At 71.3% G+C, this 16,753-nt stretch carries 12 protein-coding genes; 3 read left to right on the forward strand and 9 right to left on the reverse strand.

Going from position 1 to position 16,753, the window contains the following annotated elements; all coding sequences use genetic code 11:
- Nucleotides 1–39 precede the first annotated feature (39 nt).
- Complete coding sequence (gene xylB, locus ABTZ99_RS23990) at nucleotides 40–1,419, reverse strand: xylulokinase (protein WP_498772659.1); 1,380 nt, start codon at nucleotides 1,417–1,419, stop codon at nucleotides 40–42.
- Nucleotides 1,419–2,555: a xylose isomerase gene (gene xylA / locus ABTZ99_RS23995; protein ID WP_498772657.1), complete on the reverse strand. Its 1,137-nt coding sequence runs from the start codon at nucleotides 2,553–2,555 to the stop codon at nucleotides 1,419–1,421. The genes xylB and xylA overlap by 1 nt, the downstream gene beginning before the upstream one ends.
- A 61-nt stretch (nucleotides 2,556–2,616) precedes the next feature.
- Between xylA and ABTZ99_RS24000 the strand changes: the two genes are divergently transcribed.
- Nucleotides 2,617–3,789: an ROK family protein gene (locus tag ABTZ99_RS24000; protein ID WP_498772655.1), complete on the forward strand. Its 1,173-nt coding sequence runs from the start codon at nucleotides 2,617–2,619 to the stop codon at nucleotides 3,787–3,789.
- Here the strand turns inward: ABTZ99_RS24000 and ABTZ99_RS24005 are convergent.
- Nucleotides 3,765–4,295: an AAA family ATPase gene (locus ABTZ99_RS24005; RefSeq protein WP_499614092.1), complete on the reverse strand. Its 531-nt coding sequence runs from the start codon at nucleotides 4,293–4,295 to the stop codon at nucleotides 3,765–3,767. The genes ABTZ99_RS24000 and ABTZ99_RS24005 overlap by 25 nt on opposite strands.
- Nucleotides 4,296–4,576: 281 nt before the next feature.
- On the opposite strand from ABTZ99_RS24005, the gene ABTZ99_RS24010 reads away from it, so the two are divergent.
- Together ABTZ99_RS24010 and ABTZ99_RS24015 are read left to right on the forward strand one after the other, a co-directional pair.
- Nucleotides 4,577–7,222: an nSTAND1 domain-containing NTPase gene (locus tag ABTZ99_RS24010; RefSeq protein WP_499614095.1), complete on the forward strand. Its 2,646-nt coding sequence runs from the start codon at nucleotides 4,577–4,579 to the stop codon at nucleotides 7,220–7,222.
- 87 nt (nucleotides 7,223–7,309) lie between these two features.
- The gene (locus ABTZ99_RS24015; RefSeq protein ID WP_498772823.1) at nucleotides 7,310–7,657 is read left to right on the forward strand and encodes a LapA family protein; all 348 of its coding nucleotides are present in this window, start codon (nucleotides 7,310–7,312) and stop codon (nucleotides 7,655–7,657) included.
- Between the two features lie 9 nt (nucleotides 7,658–7,666).
- Here ABTZ99_RS24015 and ABTZ99_RS24020 read toward each other — a convergent pair whose 3' ends face one another.
- The 6 genes from ABTZ99_RS24020 to ABTZ99_RS24045 all read right to left on the reverse strand — a co-directional run bounded on the left by ABTZ99_RS24020 (nucleotide 7,667) and on the right by ABTZ99_RS24045 (nucleotide 16,546).
- Nucleotides 7,667–10,378, reverse strand: coding sequence for a cellulose binding domain-containing protein (locus ABTZ99_RS24020; protein ID WP_499614098.1), 2,712 nt, complete (start codon nucleotides 10,376–10,378; stop codon nucleotides 7,667–7,669).
- 538 nt (nucleotides 10,379–10,916) lie between these two features.
- Complete coding sequence (locus ABTZ99_RS24025) at nucleotides 10,917–11,948, reverse strand: LacI family DNA-binding transcriptional regulator (protein WP_498772647.1); 1,032 nt, start codon at nucleotides 11,946–11,948, stop codon at nucleotides 10,917–10,919.
- Nucleotides 11,945–13,345 (reverse strand): GH1 family beta-glucosidase, encoded by a 1,401-nt coding sequence (locus ABTZ99_RS24030; protein WP_498772821.1) that lies wholly within the window; start codon nucleotides 13,343–13,345, stop codon nucleotides 11,945–11,947. The genes ABTZ99_RS24025 and ABTZ99_RS24030 overlap by 4 nt, the downstream gene beginning before the upstream one ends.
- A gap of 11 nt (nucleotides 13,346–13,356) precedes the next feature.
- Nucleotides 13,357–14,256 (reverse strand): carbohydrate ABC transporter permease, encoded by a 900-nt coding sequence (locus ABTZ99_RS24035; protein WP_498772645.1) that lies wholly within the window; start codon nucleotides 14,254–14,256, stop codon nucleotides 13,357–13,359.
- Nucleotides 14,256–15,260, reverse strand: coding sequence for a carbohydrate ABC transporter permease (locus ABTZ99_RS24040; RefSeq protein ID WP_498772643.1), 1,005 nt, complete (start codon nucleotides 15,258–15,260; stop codon nucleotides 14,256–14,258). The genes ABTZ99_RS24035 and ABTZ99_RS24040 overlap by 1 nt, the downstream gene beginning before the upstream one ends.
- Nucleotides 15,260–16,546 (reverse strand): ABC transporter substrate-binding protein, encoded by a 1,287-nt coding sequence (locus ABTZ99_RS24045; protein ID WP_498772641.1) that lies wholly within the window; start codon nucleotides 16,544–16,546, stop codon nucleotides 15,260–15,262. The genes ABTZ99_RS24040 and ABTZ99_RS24045 overlap by 1 nt, the downstream gene beginning before the upstream one ends.
- Nucleotides 16,547–16,753: the final 207 nt, after the last annotated feature.

Here is a 16,753-nt window from a genome sequence, read left to right on the forward strand (position 1 = left end):
GCGCCCCCGCGGCCGGAGGCGCCCCCTTCACCCCTTGCGTCAGCGGTTGACGGTCAGGTCGCGCGCCGAGGCGTAGCGGTCCCGGACCCACGGGGTCGGGTCGGCTTCGACGGAGGTCGAGGCCAGTTCCGACCAGTGGGGCGGGGTGTCCGCGCCGCCCGCCGCCCACGCCGCCTGCCTGGCGGCGCCGTCGGCCACGTACTCGCTCGGCGCCGGTACCAGGACCGGGCAGCCGAAGATCGCGGGCGCGAGCTGCCGGACGGCGGGCATGCGCGCCCCGCCGCCGATCAGCAGCACGCGGGTGACCGGCATGCCGAGCGCCCGCAGTGCGTCGATCGCGTCCGCCAGGCTGCACAGCAGGCCCTCGACCGCGGCGCGCGCGAGGTGCGCCGGGGTCATGGTGTCGAGCCTCATGCCGTGCAGGGCGCCGGTGGAGTCGGGCTTGTTCGGCGTCCGCTCCCCCTCCAGGTAGGGCACGAAGACCAGGCCGTCGGCGCCCGCGGGCGCGGTCAGGGCCAGGTCCGACAGGTCCGCCAGGTCGACGCCGAGCACCGACGAGGTCGACGTGAGCACCCGGGACGCGTTCAGGGTGCACACCAGCGGCAGGTGGCCGCCCTCGGCGTCGGCGAAGCCGTTGACGATGCCGGTGCCGTCGGCGACGGGGTTCGGCCAGCGCGCGAACGCCGTGCCGGACGTGCCGATGGACACCACCACGTCACCGGGCTGCGCCTGCACGCCGAGGGCCGCCGCCGCGTTGTCGCCCGCGCCCGCGCCGAACCGGCCGTCGACCAGTTCCGCCGGGCCCACCACCCGCGGCAGCGCGACGACCTTGCCCAGGGCCAGTTCGAGCAGGTCCGGTCGGTAGTCCTCTGTGGACGGAGACCAGTACCCGGTGCCGCTGGCGTCGCTGCGGTCGGTGGTCAGCGCGTCCAGCGACGTGCCGCCGGCCAGCTTCCACGTCAGCCAGTCGTGCGGGAGGCAGACCGCCGCGGTGCGGGCGACCGACTCCGGCTCGTTGGCCGCCAGCCACCGCAGCTTGGTCACCGTGAGCGAGGCGACCGGCACGCTGCCGATCGCCTCGGCCCACCGGTCCGGACCGCCCAGCTCGGCGGTGAGGTCGGCCGCCGCCGGCGCGGAACGGGTGTCGTTCCACAGCAGCGCCGGCCGGACCACCTCACCGGCCTCGTCGAGCGTCACCATGCCGTGCTGCTGCGCGGCCACCGACACGGCGGCCACGTCGTCCAGGCCGCCCGCGTCCGCGATGGCCGTCTGGAGCGCGTCCCACCAGGCGGCGGGATGCACCTCGGTGCCCGTCGGGTGCGTCGCACGCCCTTGCCGAACAAGGGCGCCGGTGTCCGCGTCGCGGACCACAACCTTGCAGGACTGGGTGGACGAGTCGACGCCCGCGACGAGCGCCATCAGCGCGCGCCCAGCAGGTGCTCGGTCGCCAGCTGCGCCAGGCGCACGAAGCCGAAGCCGCGCTCGGCAGCGGTGTCCGGGTCGAAGTCCTCGCCCTTCAGGAAGTCCTCGATCGACTCACCGGGGTTCAGGGTCGGCTCGGCCAGCTCGTACACGCCGCTGACCTTCATCGCCTCCTGCACCTCGGGGTCGGCCCGGAACGCCGCCGCCCGCTCGCGCAGCAGCGTGTAGGTGCGCATGTTGGCCGCCGCGCTCTCCCACACGCCGTCGAGGTCCTCGGTGCGCAGCGGCTTGTAGTCGAAGTGCCGGGGCCCTTCGTAGCCGCCGTTCTCCAGCAGGTCGACCAGGAAGAACGCGGACAGCAGGTCGCCCTGGCCGAACACGAAGTCCTGGTCGTAGCGCGGGCCCTTCTGGCCGTTGAGGTCGATGTGGAAGAGCTTGCCCTGCCACAGCGCCTGGCCGATGCCGTGCACGAAGTTGAGGCCCGCCATCTGCTCGTGGCCGACCTCGGGGTTCACGCCGACCAGCTCGTGGTGCTCCAGCGTCGAGATGAACGCCAGCGCGTGGCCGATCGTCGGCAGCAGGATGTCGCCGCGCGGCTCGTTCGGCTTGGGCTCCAGCGCGAAGCGGAAGCCGTAGCCCTGGTCGACCGAGTACTGCGCGACCGTGTCGACGGCCTCGCGGTAGCGGTCGAGGGCGGCGGACACGGGCTTGCCCGCGTCGACCTCGGAGCCTTCCCGGCCGCCCCACATCACGATGGTCTCGGCGCCGAGCTCGGCCGCCAGTTCCAGGTTGCGCAGCACCTTCCGCAGCGCGAACCGCCGGACCGTGCGGTCGTTGCTGGTGAAGCCGCCGTCCTTGAACACCGGGTGGGTGAACAGGTTGGTGGTCACCATGGGCACGACCATGCCGGTCTCGTCCAGCGCCGCGCGGAACGCGGCGACCCGCTTGCCCACCTCGGCCGCGTCGGAGCCGAAGGGGAACAGGTCGTCGTCGTGGAACGTGATGCCCCACGCACCGAGCTCCGAGAGCTTGCGCACCGCCAACGGCGCGTCCAGCGGCGGACGGGTCGCGTCACCGAACGGGTCGCGTCCCGGCCAGCCGACCGTCCACAGGCCGAAGCTGAACTTGTCCACGAGGGCACCTCCAATAAGTTTGATGCCTGAACTTATCGCACTCAGCCGCTAGGATCCAGTGGTGTCCAGACCGCAGCCCGCGAGCCAGCACACCGTGCGACGGCACAACTCCGCCCTCGTGCTCGACGCCATCGCCGAGGCGCCCGGGTCGTCGCGCGCGGCCGTGGCCGCCCGGACGGGCTTGACCAAGGCCACCGTGTCGAGCCTGGTCGACCGGATGATCGGCGCCGGGCTCGTGGCCGAGGGCGAGGCGCAGGCCAGATCCGGTCCCGGGCGGCGCGGCACGGCGTTGCACCTCTCGCCGACCGGGCCGCACGGGCTCGGGGTGGAGGTCGGGGTCGACTACCTGGCCACGTGCCTGGTCGACCTCACCGGGCGGGTGCGGGCGCGCTGGGTGCGGCCCAGCGACAATCGTGCCTCCTCCCCCGCCCGGGTGCTGGCCAAGGTGGCGACGGCGGTGCGCACGGCGGCGAAGCAGGACGTGCCGATCGGCGGGGTCGGCGTGGCCGTGCCGGGCCTGGTGGAGGTGGCCGGCGGGTCGCTGCGGGTCGCGCCGAACCTGGGCTGGCGCGAGGTGGACGTCCGGGGCGAGCTGACCCGCCGGGTCGAGCTGGACGTGCCGGTGCTGGTGGGCAACGAGGCGAACCTCGCCGCGCTGGCCGAGCTGTGGCACGGGGACGTGGCGACCGACTTCCTGCACATCTCGGGCGAGATCGGCATCGGCGCGGGCCTGGTGGTGGGCGGCGCGCTGTTCGAGGGCGTGTCCGGGTTCGGCGGCGAGATCGGGCACCTGTCCGTCGACCCGCGCGGGCCGCGGTGCGCGTGCGGGTCGCGCGGGTGCCTGGAGCGGCTGGCCGGGCAGGACGAGATCGTGCGCGCGGCGGGCGTGTCGGGGGTGGACGAGCTGCTGGTCAGGCTGGCCGCGGGCGAGCGGACGGCCACCACCGCGGTGCGCTCGGCGGCGCGATGGCTGGGCGTGGCGCTGTCGGGCGCGGTGAACCTGCTCGACCTGCCGACGGTGGTGCTGGGCGGCACGTACGCCCGCCTGGAGCCGTGGCTGCAGGAGCCGTTGCACGCCGAGCTGGACCGGCGGGTCGTCAGCGCCGAGTGGTCACCCGTTCGGGTGGTCGCCTCGTCGCTGGGCGCGGAGGCCGCCATGCGCGGCGCCGCGACCACCGCCGTCCGCGCGATCCTCGCCGACCCCGACCCCTACGTCACCACCGCCCTGACCTGACCCCGCGCCTGCCCTGCGTCCAGAACGGCCAGGAGCGCCTCATAGGTGTGAGCCGGGTCACCTTCGACGGAGCGGATGAGGGTGGGGCCGCGCGCGGCGATGACGGCTTGCAGGTTGTCGTACATGGCCGAGAGCTCGGCCGGGGTGGCCTGGATCGTGCCGCGCTCGGTGAAGCGGCGGATCGCGTTGTCCTTGGTGTCGATCAGGACGACCTCGTAGTAGGCCGCGCCCACCTCGGCCGCCAGGGCGGCGAGGCGGTCCAGGAACTCCGGGCGGCCGAGGAACTGGGGCACCACCACGTCGTGGCCGGACGTCAGGTGCACGCGGGCGGCGGCGACGGCGATGTCGCGCGCCAGGCGGCCGGCCTCGCCGAGGTCGCCCGCGATCAGGTCGCGCACCCGGTCCACGTCCAGCGCCAGCGCGGGCGGGTGGTCGTCGGCGTAACGGCGCGCGATGGTCGACTTGCCGCACCCTGGCGGACCGTTCAGAGCGATCAGGCGAGGCACTCCGCCGAGCCTAGCCCTGGGCGCGACCGGGACCGCTTCCAGGCCGTAGACCTGCACCGGAGCACCGGACACGCGCCCGCGCGCCTACCCCGGCGCGCCTCAGACCCGAGCCCGCACGCACACCGGACGACCTGCTCCGGACCGCTTCACCCGAATGCAGTCCCCCGAAGCGGGCGCGCCGCGGGACCTCGCATGACAGCCTGGACGGCACGTTTGTCACTGCGGACAATCGTGGTGAGACTGCCAGGGGGGTGGACCGGTTGCCGCGCGGAGAACGCCCGTTGGACGTCGGTGACAGCCCGCTGCTGAAGTTCGCCGCCGACCTGAGGTCGTTGCGGGACAAGGCGGGCGGGCACAGCTACCGGCAGTTGGGCGCGCGCGCCCACTACTCGGCGACCACGTTGTCCGACGCGGCGGGCGGGCGCAGGCTGCCCACGCTCGCGGTGACGCTGGCCTACGTGCGCGCCTGCGAGGGCGACGTGGCCGAGTGGGAGGACCGGTGGCGGCAGGTCGCCGCCGAGGTGCTGCCCAGCTCCGACCCCGCCCCCGACGAGGGCCACCCGCCGTACGCGGGCCTGGCCGCCTACGGCACCGAGGACGCCGAGTGGTTCTTCGGCCGCGACCACCTGCTGGACGACCTGGAGCAGCGCCTGGCGCACCGCCGGTTCATCGCGGTGTTCGGCGCGTCGGGCGCGGGCAAGTCGTCCCTGCTGCGCGCCGGCCTGGTGCCGAGGGTGGCCGGCCGGGTCGTGGTCACCGCACCGAGCGAGACCGCCGACCCGGACCTGGACGCCGACCTGCTCATCGTCGACCAGTTCGAAGAGGTCTTCACGCTGTGGCCGGACGCGGACCGGCGCACCGCTTACATCGACGCCCTGCTGGCCGCCCGGTGCAAGGTCGTGGTCGGCGTGCGGGCCGACTTCTACGGTCACTGCGCGCAGCACCCGGCGCTGGTCGAGGCGCTGGCCGACGCCCAGCTGCTGCTCGGGCCGATGGGCGCCGAGGAACTGCGCCAGGTGATCATGCAGCCCGCCGTGAAGGCGTCGTGCACGGTGGAGACGGCGCTGGTGTCCCGGCTCATCGCGGACGCCACCGGTCAGGCGGGCGTGCTGCCGCTGATGTCGCACGCGCTGCTGGAGACGTGGCGGCGACGGCGCGGCACCACGTTGACGCTGGCCGGCTACGAGGCCGCGGGCGGCGTCCAGCACGCCATCGCCCAGACCGCCGAACGCACCTACACGTCCCTGGAACGGCACCAGCGCGCGGTGGCGCGGCAGGTGTTCCTGCGGCTCACCGCGCTCGGCGACGGCACCGAGGACACCAAGCGCCGGCTGCCGCGCGCCGAGCTCGACCACGACGTGGACGTGGACGTGGTGCTCGACCGGCTCGCCCACGCCCGGCTGCTCACCCTGGACCGCGACAGCGTGGAGATCGCGCACGAGGCGCTGATCCGCTCCTGGCCGCGGCTGCGCGGCTGGCTGGCCGAGGACCGGGAAGGGCTGCGCACCATGCGCCGGCTCACCGAGGCCGCGGCCACCTGGGAGTCGCTCGGCCGCGACCCGGACGCGCTGTACCGGGGCACGCGGCTGGACACCGCGGTCGAGTGGACGCGGCGCGACGGCGTGCGCACCAGCGCGCAAGAGCGCGACTTCCTGGCCGAGAGCCTCCAGGCGCGCGACCGGGAACGGCTGGTCACGCAGCGGCACACCCGCAGGCTGCGCCAGCTCGTGGCGCTGCTGGCCGTGCTGCTCGTGCTCGCCGGCACCGCCGTGGTGATCGCGATCAGCGCGCAGAAGGAGGCCGCGGCGGGCTGGAACTCGTCGGCCGCCTGGTACGTGGCCAACCAGTCGCAGAGCCTGCGCAGCAGCGCCTCGGAGCTCGCCGACCAGCTCGCCCTGGTCGCCCACCGCCTCAACCCGAACGACGAGACGCGGGACGGCGTGCTCAGCGCGCGGGCGAGCAGCGAGCTCAACGAAGCCGCGCGCGCCGCCTTCGCCTCGGCCCTGGCCCGCAGCCCGGACGGCGAGCAGCAGACGACGCCCGCCCGGGTGCTCGGGCCGGCGAACGAGACCGTGACCTCGATCGCCGTGAACCACGCCGGCCAGGCGTTCGCCACGACGCTGGTGGACGGGCCCGCGAAGGTCTGGGACGTCACCGACCTGACCCCGGAGATCGTGCACACCTTCGACCCACGGGTCGACCGGATCGTGTTGGACCCAGCCCGCGCCCGCACGCTGGTCACCGTGTCGGAGCCGTCCGGTGTCGCGGTGTGGGACTGGTCGGACCCGGCCGAGCCGGTCGAGGTGGCACGCCTGACCGACCACCCGAACCAGGTTGTCGGCGTCGCCTACAGCCCGGACGGCCGCGACGTCATCACCTTCGACGTCATGGGCGTGATCCGGCTGTGGGACGTGTCCGACCCGAAGAGCCCGAAGCCGGTCACGCGGCTGGACACCGCGCGGGACGTCACCGCGGTCGCCGTGTCGCACGACCACCGCACGCTGGCGTACGGCACCGCGAAGGGCGAGGTCCGGCTGTACGACGTGACCGACCGGGCCAAGCCCGCGGAGCTGTGGTCCGGCCGGGCGCACCGGGGCGCGGTGCAGGCGCTCGGCTTCGACAGGTCCGGTGACGCGCTCGCCACGGTCGGCACGCAGGACGTGGTCGCGCTGTGGGACGTGTCGGACCCGCGGCGGACCTCGGGGCGCGGCCGGATCAACGGGGTCACCGAAGGCGTCTACGCGGTGCGGTTCGACGACACCGCGACCAGGGTGGTGACCTCGAAGTCCAACGGCACGACGCGCGCGTGGGAGTTCGACTTCGACACGGCGGTGCGCGAGATGTGCGCCGGCGTCACCGCACCCATCACCCAGGAGGAGTGGCAGCTCTACGTCGGCGCGCTGGAGTACCGCCGCCCGTGCGGTTGATTGGCGGGCCGGCGCGGGCGGGCAGATAATCACCGCGTGACCACTCCGCGTGACGACGACCGCACCCAGGCGCCGCCGACGAGCCCGATCCCGGGCGGTCCGCCGCCGGCGGGTCAGCCCGGACCGGGCGCGGTCGAGCCCTCGGTGACCGACGTGCCGGAGCGGAAGGCCGGGCCGCAGGCCAAGCTGAAGCCGACCAGGATCAGCGGCACGTGGGTCGCCGTGCTGGCGTCGATCGTGGTGCTGATCGTGCTGCTGGTGTTCATCCTGCAGAACCTCGCCGACGCCACGATCCACTTCTTGGGCGCGGCGGGCACGCTGCCGCTGGGCGTGGCACTGCTGTTCGCGGCGATCGCCGGCGCGATCCTGGTGGCCCTGGTCGGCGCAGCCCGGATAATGCAGCTGCGCCGCCAGGCCAAACGAGGGCTGCGGTAGTCGACGGCGTCACCCTGCGAGGCAGGGCCTGCCGTTCAGCGTGAAGCCGGTGGGTGCGACGTTGCTGCCCTGCCAGCTCGCCTGGAATCCGAATTCCACCGTGCTTCCCGCCGCGATGGTCCCGTTCCAGCCCTCGTTGCTCACGGTCACGGCGGCGCCGGTCTGCGACGCCTTGCCGTTCCAACTGTTGGTGATCTTCTGGCCGTTCGCGAACGACCAGCCCAGGTTCCAGCCCGTGACGGCCCTGGTGTCCCGGTTGGTGATCCTCACCGATCCGGTGAAGCCACCTCCCCACTGGGAGGAGACCCGGTACTGCACCGAGCAGCCGGGTGGCGGCTGGTCGGTGACCGTGGTCGTCCCGGAGGTGGTGCTCGACGTGGTGTTCGGGATCGTGGTGGTCGTGGTGGGGAACGGCTCGGTGGTCGAGATGTTCCCGGCCGGGTCGGCGACGAGGATGCCGCGGCCGTTGGTGCCCAGGTAGACGCGCCCGTAGACGCGCGGGTCACCGGTGATCGCCTCGCCCATGTTGCCGTACTGCTGGTTCGCCCCGGTGTTGATGTGCACGAACCCCGCGGCCAGGCCGTCGAAGCCGAAGCCCTCCATCCGGTAGACGCCCAGGCGGCCGTCCTCGAAGGCCAGCACGGTGTACATGGCCGGGTAGGTCTTGCCCTCGGCGGCCTTGCCGAACCCGACGCTGACCGCCTTGGTGACCCACTTGTTCTTCCGGACCGTGGCGCCGGAGTCGGTGGACCGGAACAAGCCGTCGCCGGTCAGCCAGAGGTCGCCCTCGTGGCCCGGCACGGCCTTGAGCCTGGTCGCCGCCACCTCGGGCCCCGCGGTGAACGTCGCGCCGCCGTCGGTGCTGGCGTAGAGCCGGCCGCCGGCCAGGCCGTAGAACTTGTTGGGGTTCACCCGGTCCGACTCGACGACGGCCCCCGCCGGGATGCCGGTGGACGGCGCCCAGGTGGTGCCGAAGCCCACCGAGTGGTGCACGGCCGCGCCGGCCGGGCTCCACACGAACCGCGAGCCGTCCGCCGACGCCGCGACCGTGCCGCCGCCGGTGACGCCGCCCGGTTCGGAGCCCGCGAACCAGTTCGCGCCGCCGTCGGTGGAGAACGCCACGTGCGGCGAGCCGTCCACGTTGCCGGAGCGGACGATCACCGACGGGTTCTTCTCCGCGTAGTCCAGGCTGGTGGTCGTGGTGAAGTTGGGCTGCTGGAACATCAGCGGCGGCACCTTGGTGATGTCGGTGTGCCGGAACCCGCCGATGTCGCCGAGGCCGCTGATCAGCGGCGCGCCGGTGGGCGGGCTGATCAGGTCGAGCACCGCGGTCTCCTCCAGCCCCGCGGCGGTCGGCTTGATCGTGATCTTTCCGCCGTCGTCCCACTTGAGCAGGTCCGTCGTGCCGTAGATGGTGGCGCCGGTGCCGTACATCATCCGGTTGGAGTCGAACGGGTCGATCTCCAGCGACTCCACCATCCAGCCGAGCTTCGGCGAGGTCTCCGGCGGCTGCGGGTTCGCGCCCCAGCTCAGCCACGGCGAGGAGCCGATGTCCATGGTGTAGCGGAAGCTGCGCTCGGGGTAGCTCGTGAAGTCCCACGCCCGCGTCCACGTCGCGCCGCCGTCGGTGCTGCGGAAGATGATGACGTCCGGCCACCAGGAGATCTGGGTGGCGACCATGAGCGTGTCCGGGTTCTGCCGGTCGATGGTCAGGCCGCTGTAGCCGAAGTAGGCGTCGGAGCTGGTGGACGGGACCGGGCTGATCCGCGTCCACGCGCCGGTGGCGGTGTCGTACTTCCACACGTCGCCCTTGCCGCCGTCGTACGGGCCGCCGGTGTCGCTGGTGGCCAGGTAGAGGAAGCCGCCCTCGGCGTCCAGCTCGCCCTGGTGGGCGAGGTAGCCGGTGGGCTGGCCGGCCAGCCGGGTCCAGGTCGCGCCCGCGTCCGTGCTGCGGTAGACCGTGTTCTCCTTGTCGGCCACGCCGACGTAGATCGTCCTGGACGGGCTGCCCGCGGTCGAGGAGCGCGGGTCGTAGGTCGCCCAGACCACGCCCTGGATGTCGTTGGAGTAGCCGTTGGGGTCGTTCGGGTCGGCGACGTAGTTGCCCGGGTTGGGGAAGCTCGTCACCTGCGCCCAGGTCACGCCGCTGTCCGTGCTGCGCCACAGGCCCTTGCCGCTCGGCGCGCCGAAGTACAGCACCCGCCCGTCGTTCGGGTCGACCGACAGCCGCTCACCCATGCCGCGACCCGGCATGTTGCCGCCGACCTTGAACGGCAGCTCGGTGCGCTGCCACGTGGCGCCGCGGTCCGAGGAGCGCAGGATCGCGCCGTTGTTCGGGTCCCAGCTGTTGGTGTACATGCCCACGGCCGCGTACACCTTGTCGGCGTTCTTCGGGTCCGGCGCGATGCTCGCCACGCCGTTGTAGCCCCACTTGTCCCAGCCGACCCAGTCCAGCAGCGGGACCCAGCGGCCGGTGGCCTGGTTCCACCGGTAGGCGCCGCCGATGTCGGTGCGCGCGTAGACCAGGTCCTTCTCCGCGGGGCTGAACACGATGCCCGGCACGAACCCGCCGCCCGCGATCTCCACGTTGCGCCAGTCGTGCGGCTGCACGATGCCCGAGGCGGACAGCGGCGGCGAGGACGCGGGACTCGCCGCGGCGGTCACCAGCACCACACCGAGCGCGGCGACGGCCGCGGTGGTCAACGCGAGAAGGCGCTTCATGACTCCACTCCCCCATTCGTGACCGGCGCGGCCGTGACCGGCGCGCTGGTGATCGGCCGGACCCGCCCGACCTGTCCGAACGCACCGGCCCCGACCGGGTTCGCGGTCGAGGTGGCGTCGGGGTGGTTCCCGGCACGACGGCCCGCGACTCCCACCGGGCCCGGCGGGGCTGCCGCCGTGAACGGGGTGCGACGGGCCATCGGTGCTGCGCTCCTTCGCGCGGGGTGGGAGGAGGCGGTGGGCGAGAGGGATCCGCCTCCCCCCTGGCTGGAAGTCGGGGTTCTGGAGGTCGTGCGGTCCGGGCGCGCGGGAGGCCGTCCGGGTTACCAGTTCTGGGAGCGCTCCCAGATCGGGCAGGATTGGACCGTAGCCAGGCTGATCGACTCACGGCAAGGGTCGGGGCTACGCCATCCGAGTGAACTGTGCGCTCAGGCCCACCGGATTGGGTCGAACGCGTCGAACGAGACGTCGAATCGCTTCGAAATACCGCGACCCGGACCGAAGGCCCGGGTCGCGGCAGTGTTCCTCCGAGAGCGACTCAGGCGCTCGAACGGGTGACCATCGAGGTCGGGAGGAGCAGGAACGGCGGGAGGTTCTCCTCGCCGGCCAGCTCCGCCATGAGCCGCCACGTCATGGTGCGGCCCAACTGCTCCACGTCCTGCCGGATCGTGGTCAGCGGCGGCACCGCGGTCGAGGCGATCATCAGGTCGTCGAACCCGACCACGGCGACGTCCTCGGGCACCTTCTTGCCGTGCGCGTGCAGGGTCTGCAACGCGCCCAGCGCCATGATGTCCGCGCCGACGAACACCGCGTCCAGGTCCGGGGCCTGCTCGAGCAGGTCGGCCATGGCCGCGGCGCCGCTCTCCGGCGTGAAGTCGCCGTACGCGACCAGGCCGGTGTCGACCCTGGCCTGGCTCAGGCCGCGCTTCCAGCCCGACAGGCGGTCCATGCCGACCGCCATGTCCCGGGGGCCCGCGATGGTGCCGATGCGCTTGTGACCCCGCGCGACCAGGTAGCGAGCCGCTTCCATCGCGCCGTTGAAGTTGTCCGAGTCCACATAGGGCACTCCACCGGCGCCGAGGGGCCTGCCGCAGACCACGGTCGGCAGGCCCGCGTCGGCGAGCGTGCGGGGCAGCGGGTCCTGGCCGTGCAGGCTGATCACCAGCACGCCGTCCACGTGGCCACCGCACAGGTAGTTCACCAGGTCCTGCTCGTCGCCCTCCTTGCTCATCATGAGGACGAGCTGGACCCGCTTGCCCGCGAGCTCGGCGTGCACTCCGCGCAGCACACCGGCGAAGAACGGGTCGTTCAGCACCCGGCTGCCCTGCTCGGACACGACCATGGCGATGCAGTTCGCCCGGCTGCCCGCGAGCGTCCGGGCCGCCTGGTTCGGGCTGTACCCGAGCTTGCCGATGGCCTGGTGGACGGCTTCACGCGCCCTGGAGCTGACGTACGGCTCGCCGTTGATCACCCGGGAGACGGTCGACTTCGACACCCCGGCTGCCCGAGCGACCTCCTCGAGCCGGGTGTTGGGTCGTCGCGCCTTGGGCGGGTCAACGGCATCTGTCACGGAGCGACCGTCGCCGCGAGAACGTTGCCACGGGCAACCTGTGAGTACCACATGGCACTCATCTTAGGCGTCCGCACCTGGGTCTCGTAGTCGACATGCACGATCCCGAACCGCTTGGCGTAGCCCTCGGCCCATTCGAAGTTGTCCATGAGCGACCACGCGAAGTAACCGCGGAGGTCGACACCCGCCTCGATGGCCGCGTGCGCGGCCCTGAGGTGCGACTCGATGTAACCGAGGCGCTCGGGGTCGTTGATCGACCCGTCGTCGTTGACGGAGTCGACGTAGGCCGCGCCGTTCTCGGTGACGTACAGCGGAATGCTGGGGTAGTCCTGGTGCACCCGCATGAGGACCTTGAACAGGCCGTCCGGCTGCACCTCCCAGTCCATGTCGGTGCGCGGCAGGCCGCGGCTGGGGAACGACACGTGCTCGGCGCCCACCCAGGGTGACCCGGTCGGGCGACGCCCGTTGGTCTGGACCTCGACCTCCGGCTCCGGCGTGCCGCTCACGAAGTGCTCGGCGTAGTAGTTGACGCCCAGCTGGTCCAGCGGCGCGGAGATGATCTCCAGGTCGTTCTCGCGGATGTGCTTCGAGAAGCCGTACGGCTCCAGGTCCTCCACGATGTCGGCCGGGTACTCGCCCTTGAACAGCGGGTCCAGGAAGATCCGGTTCTGCAGGCCGTCGAGCCGGCGGGCGGCGTCGAGGTCGGCCGGGTCGTCCGGGTTCGCCGGGATGATCGGGTACATGTTGAGCGTGATGCCGATCTTGGCGTTCGGCGCCTGCTCGCGGATCGCCGAGGTGGCCAGGCCGTGGGCCAGCAGCAGGTGGTGCACGGCCGCGACGGCGGCCTCCGGCTCCTGGCGGCCGGGCGCGTGCACGCCGGCGGCGTAGCTGAGCAGCGACGAGCACCACGGCTCGTTGAGCGTGGTCCAGTTGTCCACGCGGTCGCCGAGGGCGCCGACGACCGACTCGGCGTACTCCGCGAAGCGGTACGCGGTGTCGCGGTTGGCCCAGCCGCCCTCGTCCTCCAGCGTCTGCGGGAGGTCCCAGTGGTAGAGCGTCAGCCACGGGGTGATGTTGTTCTCGAGCAGCTTGTCGACCAGCCGGGAGTAGAAGTCCAGGCCGGGCTGGTTGACCGGACCGGCGTCCGGGCGGATGCGCGGCCACGCGGTGGAGAACCGGTAGGCGTGCAGCCCGAGGTCGACCATCAGCTGGACGTCCTCGTCCACGCGGTAGTAGTGGTCGGCCGCGGGATCACCCGTGTCACCGCCCACGACCGCGCCCGGAAGCTGGCAGAACGTGTCCCAGATGGACGCGGTGCGACCGTCCGCGGTGGTCGCGCCTTCGATCTGGAACGCCGCGGTCGCGGCGCCCCACACGAATCCCTCGGGAAAGGAAATCGACTCCACAGCTACCCCTTCACAGCACCCTGCATGATCCCGGCGACGATCTGCCGACCGAGTACGAGGAAGACGATTAGAATCGGGACCGTGGCCATCGTGGTCCCGGCGAGCACGAGCGTTTTGTCGACGTAGTAGCCGCTCTGCAACTTCTCCAGGGCGACCTGCATCGTCGGGTTGTCCGCGTTGAGCACGATCAGCGGCCAGAGGAAGTCGTTCCACGACATCATGAACGTGAAGATGCCCAGCATGGCGGCCGCCGGGCGCACCGCGGGCAGGCACACGTGCCAGAACGTGCGGATCATGCTGCACCCGTCCATGCGGGCCGCCTCGATCAGCTCGTCCGGCACGGCGTCGGCGATGTACTGGCGCATCCAGAACACGCCGAACGCGGTCACCAGGTTGGGGACGATGACCGCGCCGAGGGTGCCTGACCAGCCGTACTCCGCCATCACCATGTACAGCGGGATGATGCCGAGCTGCGTGGGCACGGCGAGCGTGGCGACCACGAACACCATCAGCGGACCGCGGCCCTTGAACCGCAGCTTGGCGAACGCGAACCCGGCCAGCGTCGAGAGCACCACGACGGAGATCGTGACCGTGCCGGAGACGATGATGCTGTTGCCCAGCGCCTTCCAGAACGGGATCGTGTCCAGCACGCGGCTCGCGTTCTGGAAGAAGTTCCCGCCCGGCAACATCGGCGAGTCCTTGGTGAAGGTCGCGTCGTCGTGGCTGGCCACCAGGAACGACCAGTAGAACGGGAACGCCGAGCCCAGGATGAAGGCGATCAGGATCCCGTAGACGACGAAGCTCGGGCGCCGCTCGGAGAGCGACACCGCCTTCGAGCGCCTCCGCTTGACGGGCTTGGACCCGGCCGCGCTCGGCGCCGGGCGATCGGTGATGGTGGCCATCACGCCTCCCCACTGGACGCGAGCTTGCGGGTGAGCAGGAAGTTGATCCCCGCGATCGCGATGATGACGATGAACAGGATCCAGGCCATCGCCGAGGCGTAGCCGAGGTCCTGGCTCTGGAAGCCGGCTTGGTACATGTAGAGCACGACCGTCTGGTACTGGTGGGTCGCGCCGCCGTTGGCGCCCGCCGAGGGCGAGAACAGCAACGGCTCGGTGAAGATCTGCAGACCGCCGATGGTCGACGTGACGATCACGAAGATCAGGGTGGGGCGCAGCATCGGCAGCGTGATGCTGACGAACTGGCGCACCTTGCTCGCGCCGTCGACCCAGGCCGCCTCGTAGACGTCGCGCGGGATGGCCTGCATGGCGGCCAGCACGATCAGGGCGTTGTAGCCGGTCCAGCGCCAGTTGACCATGGTGGCGATGGCCACGTGGCTCCACCAGCGGTCGGCCTGCCAGTCGATCCGGTCGAAGCCGAACAGCTCGATGATGTTGTTGACGCTGCCGTACTGCACGCCGAACAGGTCGCCGAAGATGATGGTCAGGGCGACGAGGCTGGCCACGTAGGGCAGCAGCACGCCCATGCGCCAGCCGGTGCGCCCGCGCAGGGCGGTGTTGAGCAGCGCGGCCAGCAGCACCGCGATGATGACCTGCGGGATCGTCGAGATCGCGAAGATGCTGAACGTGTTGACCATCGCGTTCCAGAACTGCGAGTCGGCCAACAGGTTGGTGTAGTTCTCGACGCCGATGAACGGCTGCTCGTCCGCGCCGAGCTCCCACTCGAACAGGGAGATGTAGGCCGTGTAGAGCAGCGGGAACAGGCCCACGACCGCGAACAGGACGAAGAACGGGGCGATGTACAGGTAGGGCGAGAACTTCACGTCCAGCCGGTTCAACCGGTAGCGCCAGCTCAGCTTGCCCGTGCCGATGTCATCGTTGTCGTCGCGCCGCGGCGGGCGGGGCTCGGCGCCCCGCCCGCGCGCGACCGAAAGCTCGGTCGTCATTACTTGGCAGCCTTCTTGGCTCCCTCGACGACCTTCGCCCACGCCTCGTCGGGCGACGTGCCCTGCTCGACCGAGGTCAGCGCCGGGGAGACCACGTTGTCCTGGATCTCACCGTCCTGCGGGCCCTTGTACTGGGCCGCCGCGACCTTGTTGGCCTGCTCGGCGAACAGCATGCCGACCTTCTCGCCACCGAAGTACTCGCTGGTCTGGTTGAGCAGCTCGGGGGAGATCAGGCCCTCGGTCTGGCTCGGGAAGGTGCCCTTGGCCTTGAACGCCTTGATCTGCTGCTCGGGCGCGGTCAGCCACGCGGCCAGCTTGGCGGCCTCGGCCTTGTTCTTGCCCTGCTTCGGGACGGTCAGGTACGAGCCGCCCCAGTTGCCGCCGCCGCCGGGGAACGCCGCGGTGACGGCCCACTTGCCCTTGTGGTCGGGACCGGCGTTGCCCTCGATGACACCCAGCATCCAGGACGGGCAGGTCTTGGTGGCGAACGCCGACTCCTTGAAGCCGGTCTGCCACTCCGGGCTCCACGCGGAGAGCTTGGCCGACTGGCCGCGCGCGACCGCGCCGGTGACCTGGTCCCAGATCTTCTTGTCGTCGTTGGTCTCGATCACGAGCTTGTCGTCGCGGTCGAAGTAGCCGGTCTCGGCCTGGTTGTGCATCGGGTTGAAGATCTGCGCGGCCGAGTCGAACCACGGCTTGCCGGTCGCCTTGACGTACTTGTCACCGGCCTCGAAGTACGAGTCCCAGGTGGCGAACAGGGCCTTGACGCCCTCGGGGTCGGCCGGCAGGCCGGCGGCCTCCAGCATGTCCTTGCGGTAGCACATGGCCAGCGGGCCGATGTCGGTGCCGTAGCCGATGAGCTTGTTGTCCTTGGTCGTGACGGCGTCGACCTTCCACTGCAGCCAGCGGTCGTCGCGGACGTCCTTCGGACCGATCTCCTTGAGGTTCTCGAACTGGCCCGACTTGGACATGACCTGGCTCAGGAAGCCCTCTTCGACGGCCTCGACGTCGGCGAGGCCGGAACCCGCGCCCAGCTTGGTGAACAGGTTCTGGTGGTGCGGCGCGGCCTGGCCGGTCTTGCGCTGCGTGACCTTGACGTTCGGGTTCGCGGCTTCGTACTCCTTGAGGAGCTCCTCGTACCCGAACTCGTTGAAGGTCGCGATGGTCAGCTCGACCTTGCCGTCGGATGCCCCTCCGGAACCTCCCGAGCCACAGGCCGTGGCGACAGCGGCAAGCACTGCGGTGCAGGCCAGGACTTTGGCCAAGCCTGCTCGACGGTAGCGCACGAGAACTCCTCAGTTGATCGGCGGTGAACGTTCTGGGAGCGCTCCCAGGTTTTGGGGGAGTGTGGTTCGCGCCACGGAGTTGTGTCAAGCTCCCGTGTCCGCGCTGTTACCGACGTTGCGTCATTTGCCTTGCTGGACCGATTCTGCTAGCCGCTGGTCCAGTGGTCCGTTCAGGCACTGTTCGTAGACCGGTCGGACACGCTCGGT

Source organism: Actinosynnema sp. NPDC002837 (assembly GCF_040295345.1).
Taxonomy (GTDB): Bacteria; Actinomycetota; Actinomycetes; order Mycobacteriales; family Pseudonocardiaceae; genus Actinosynnema.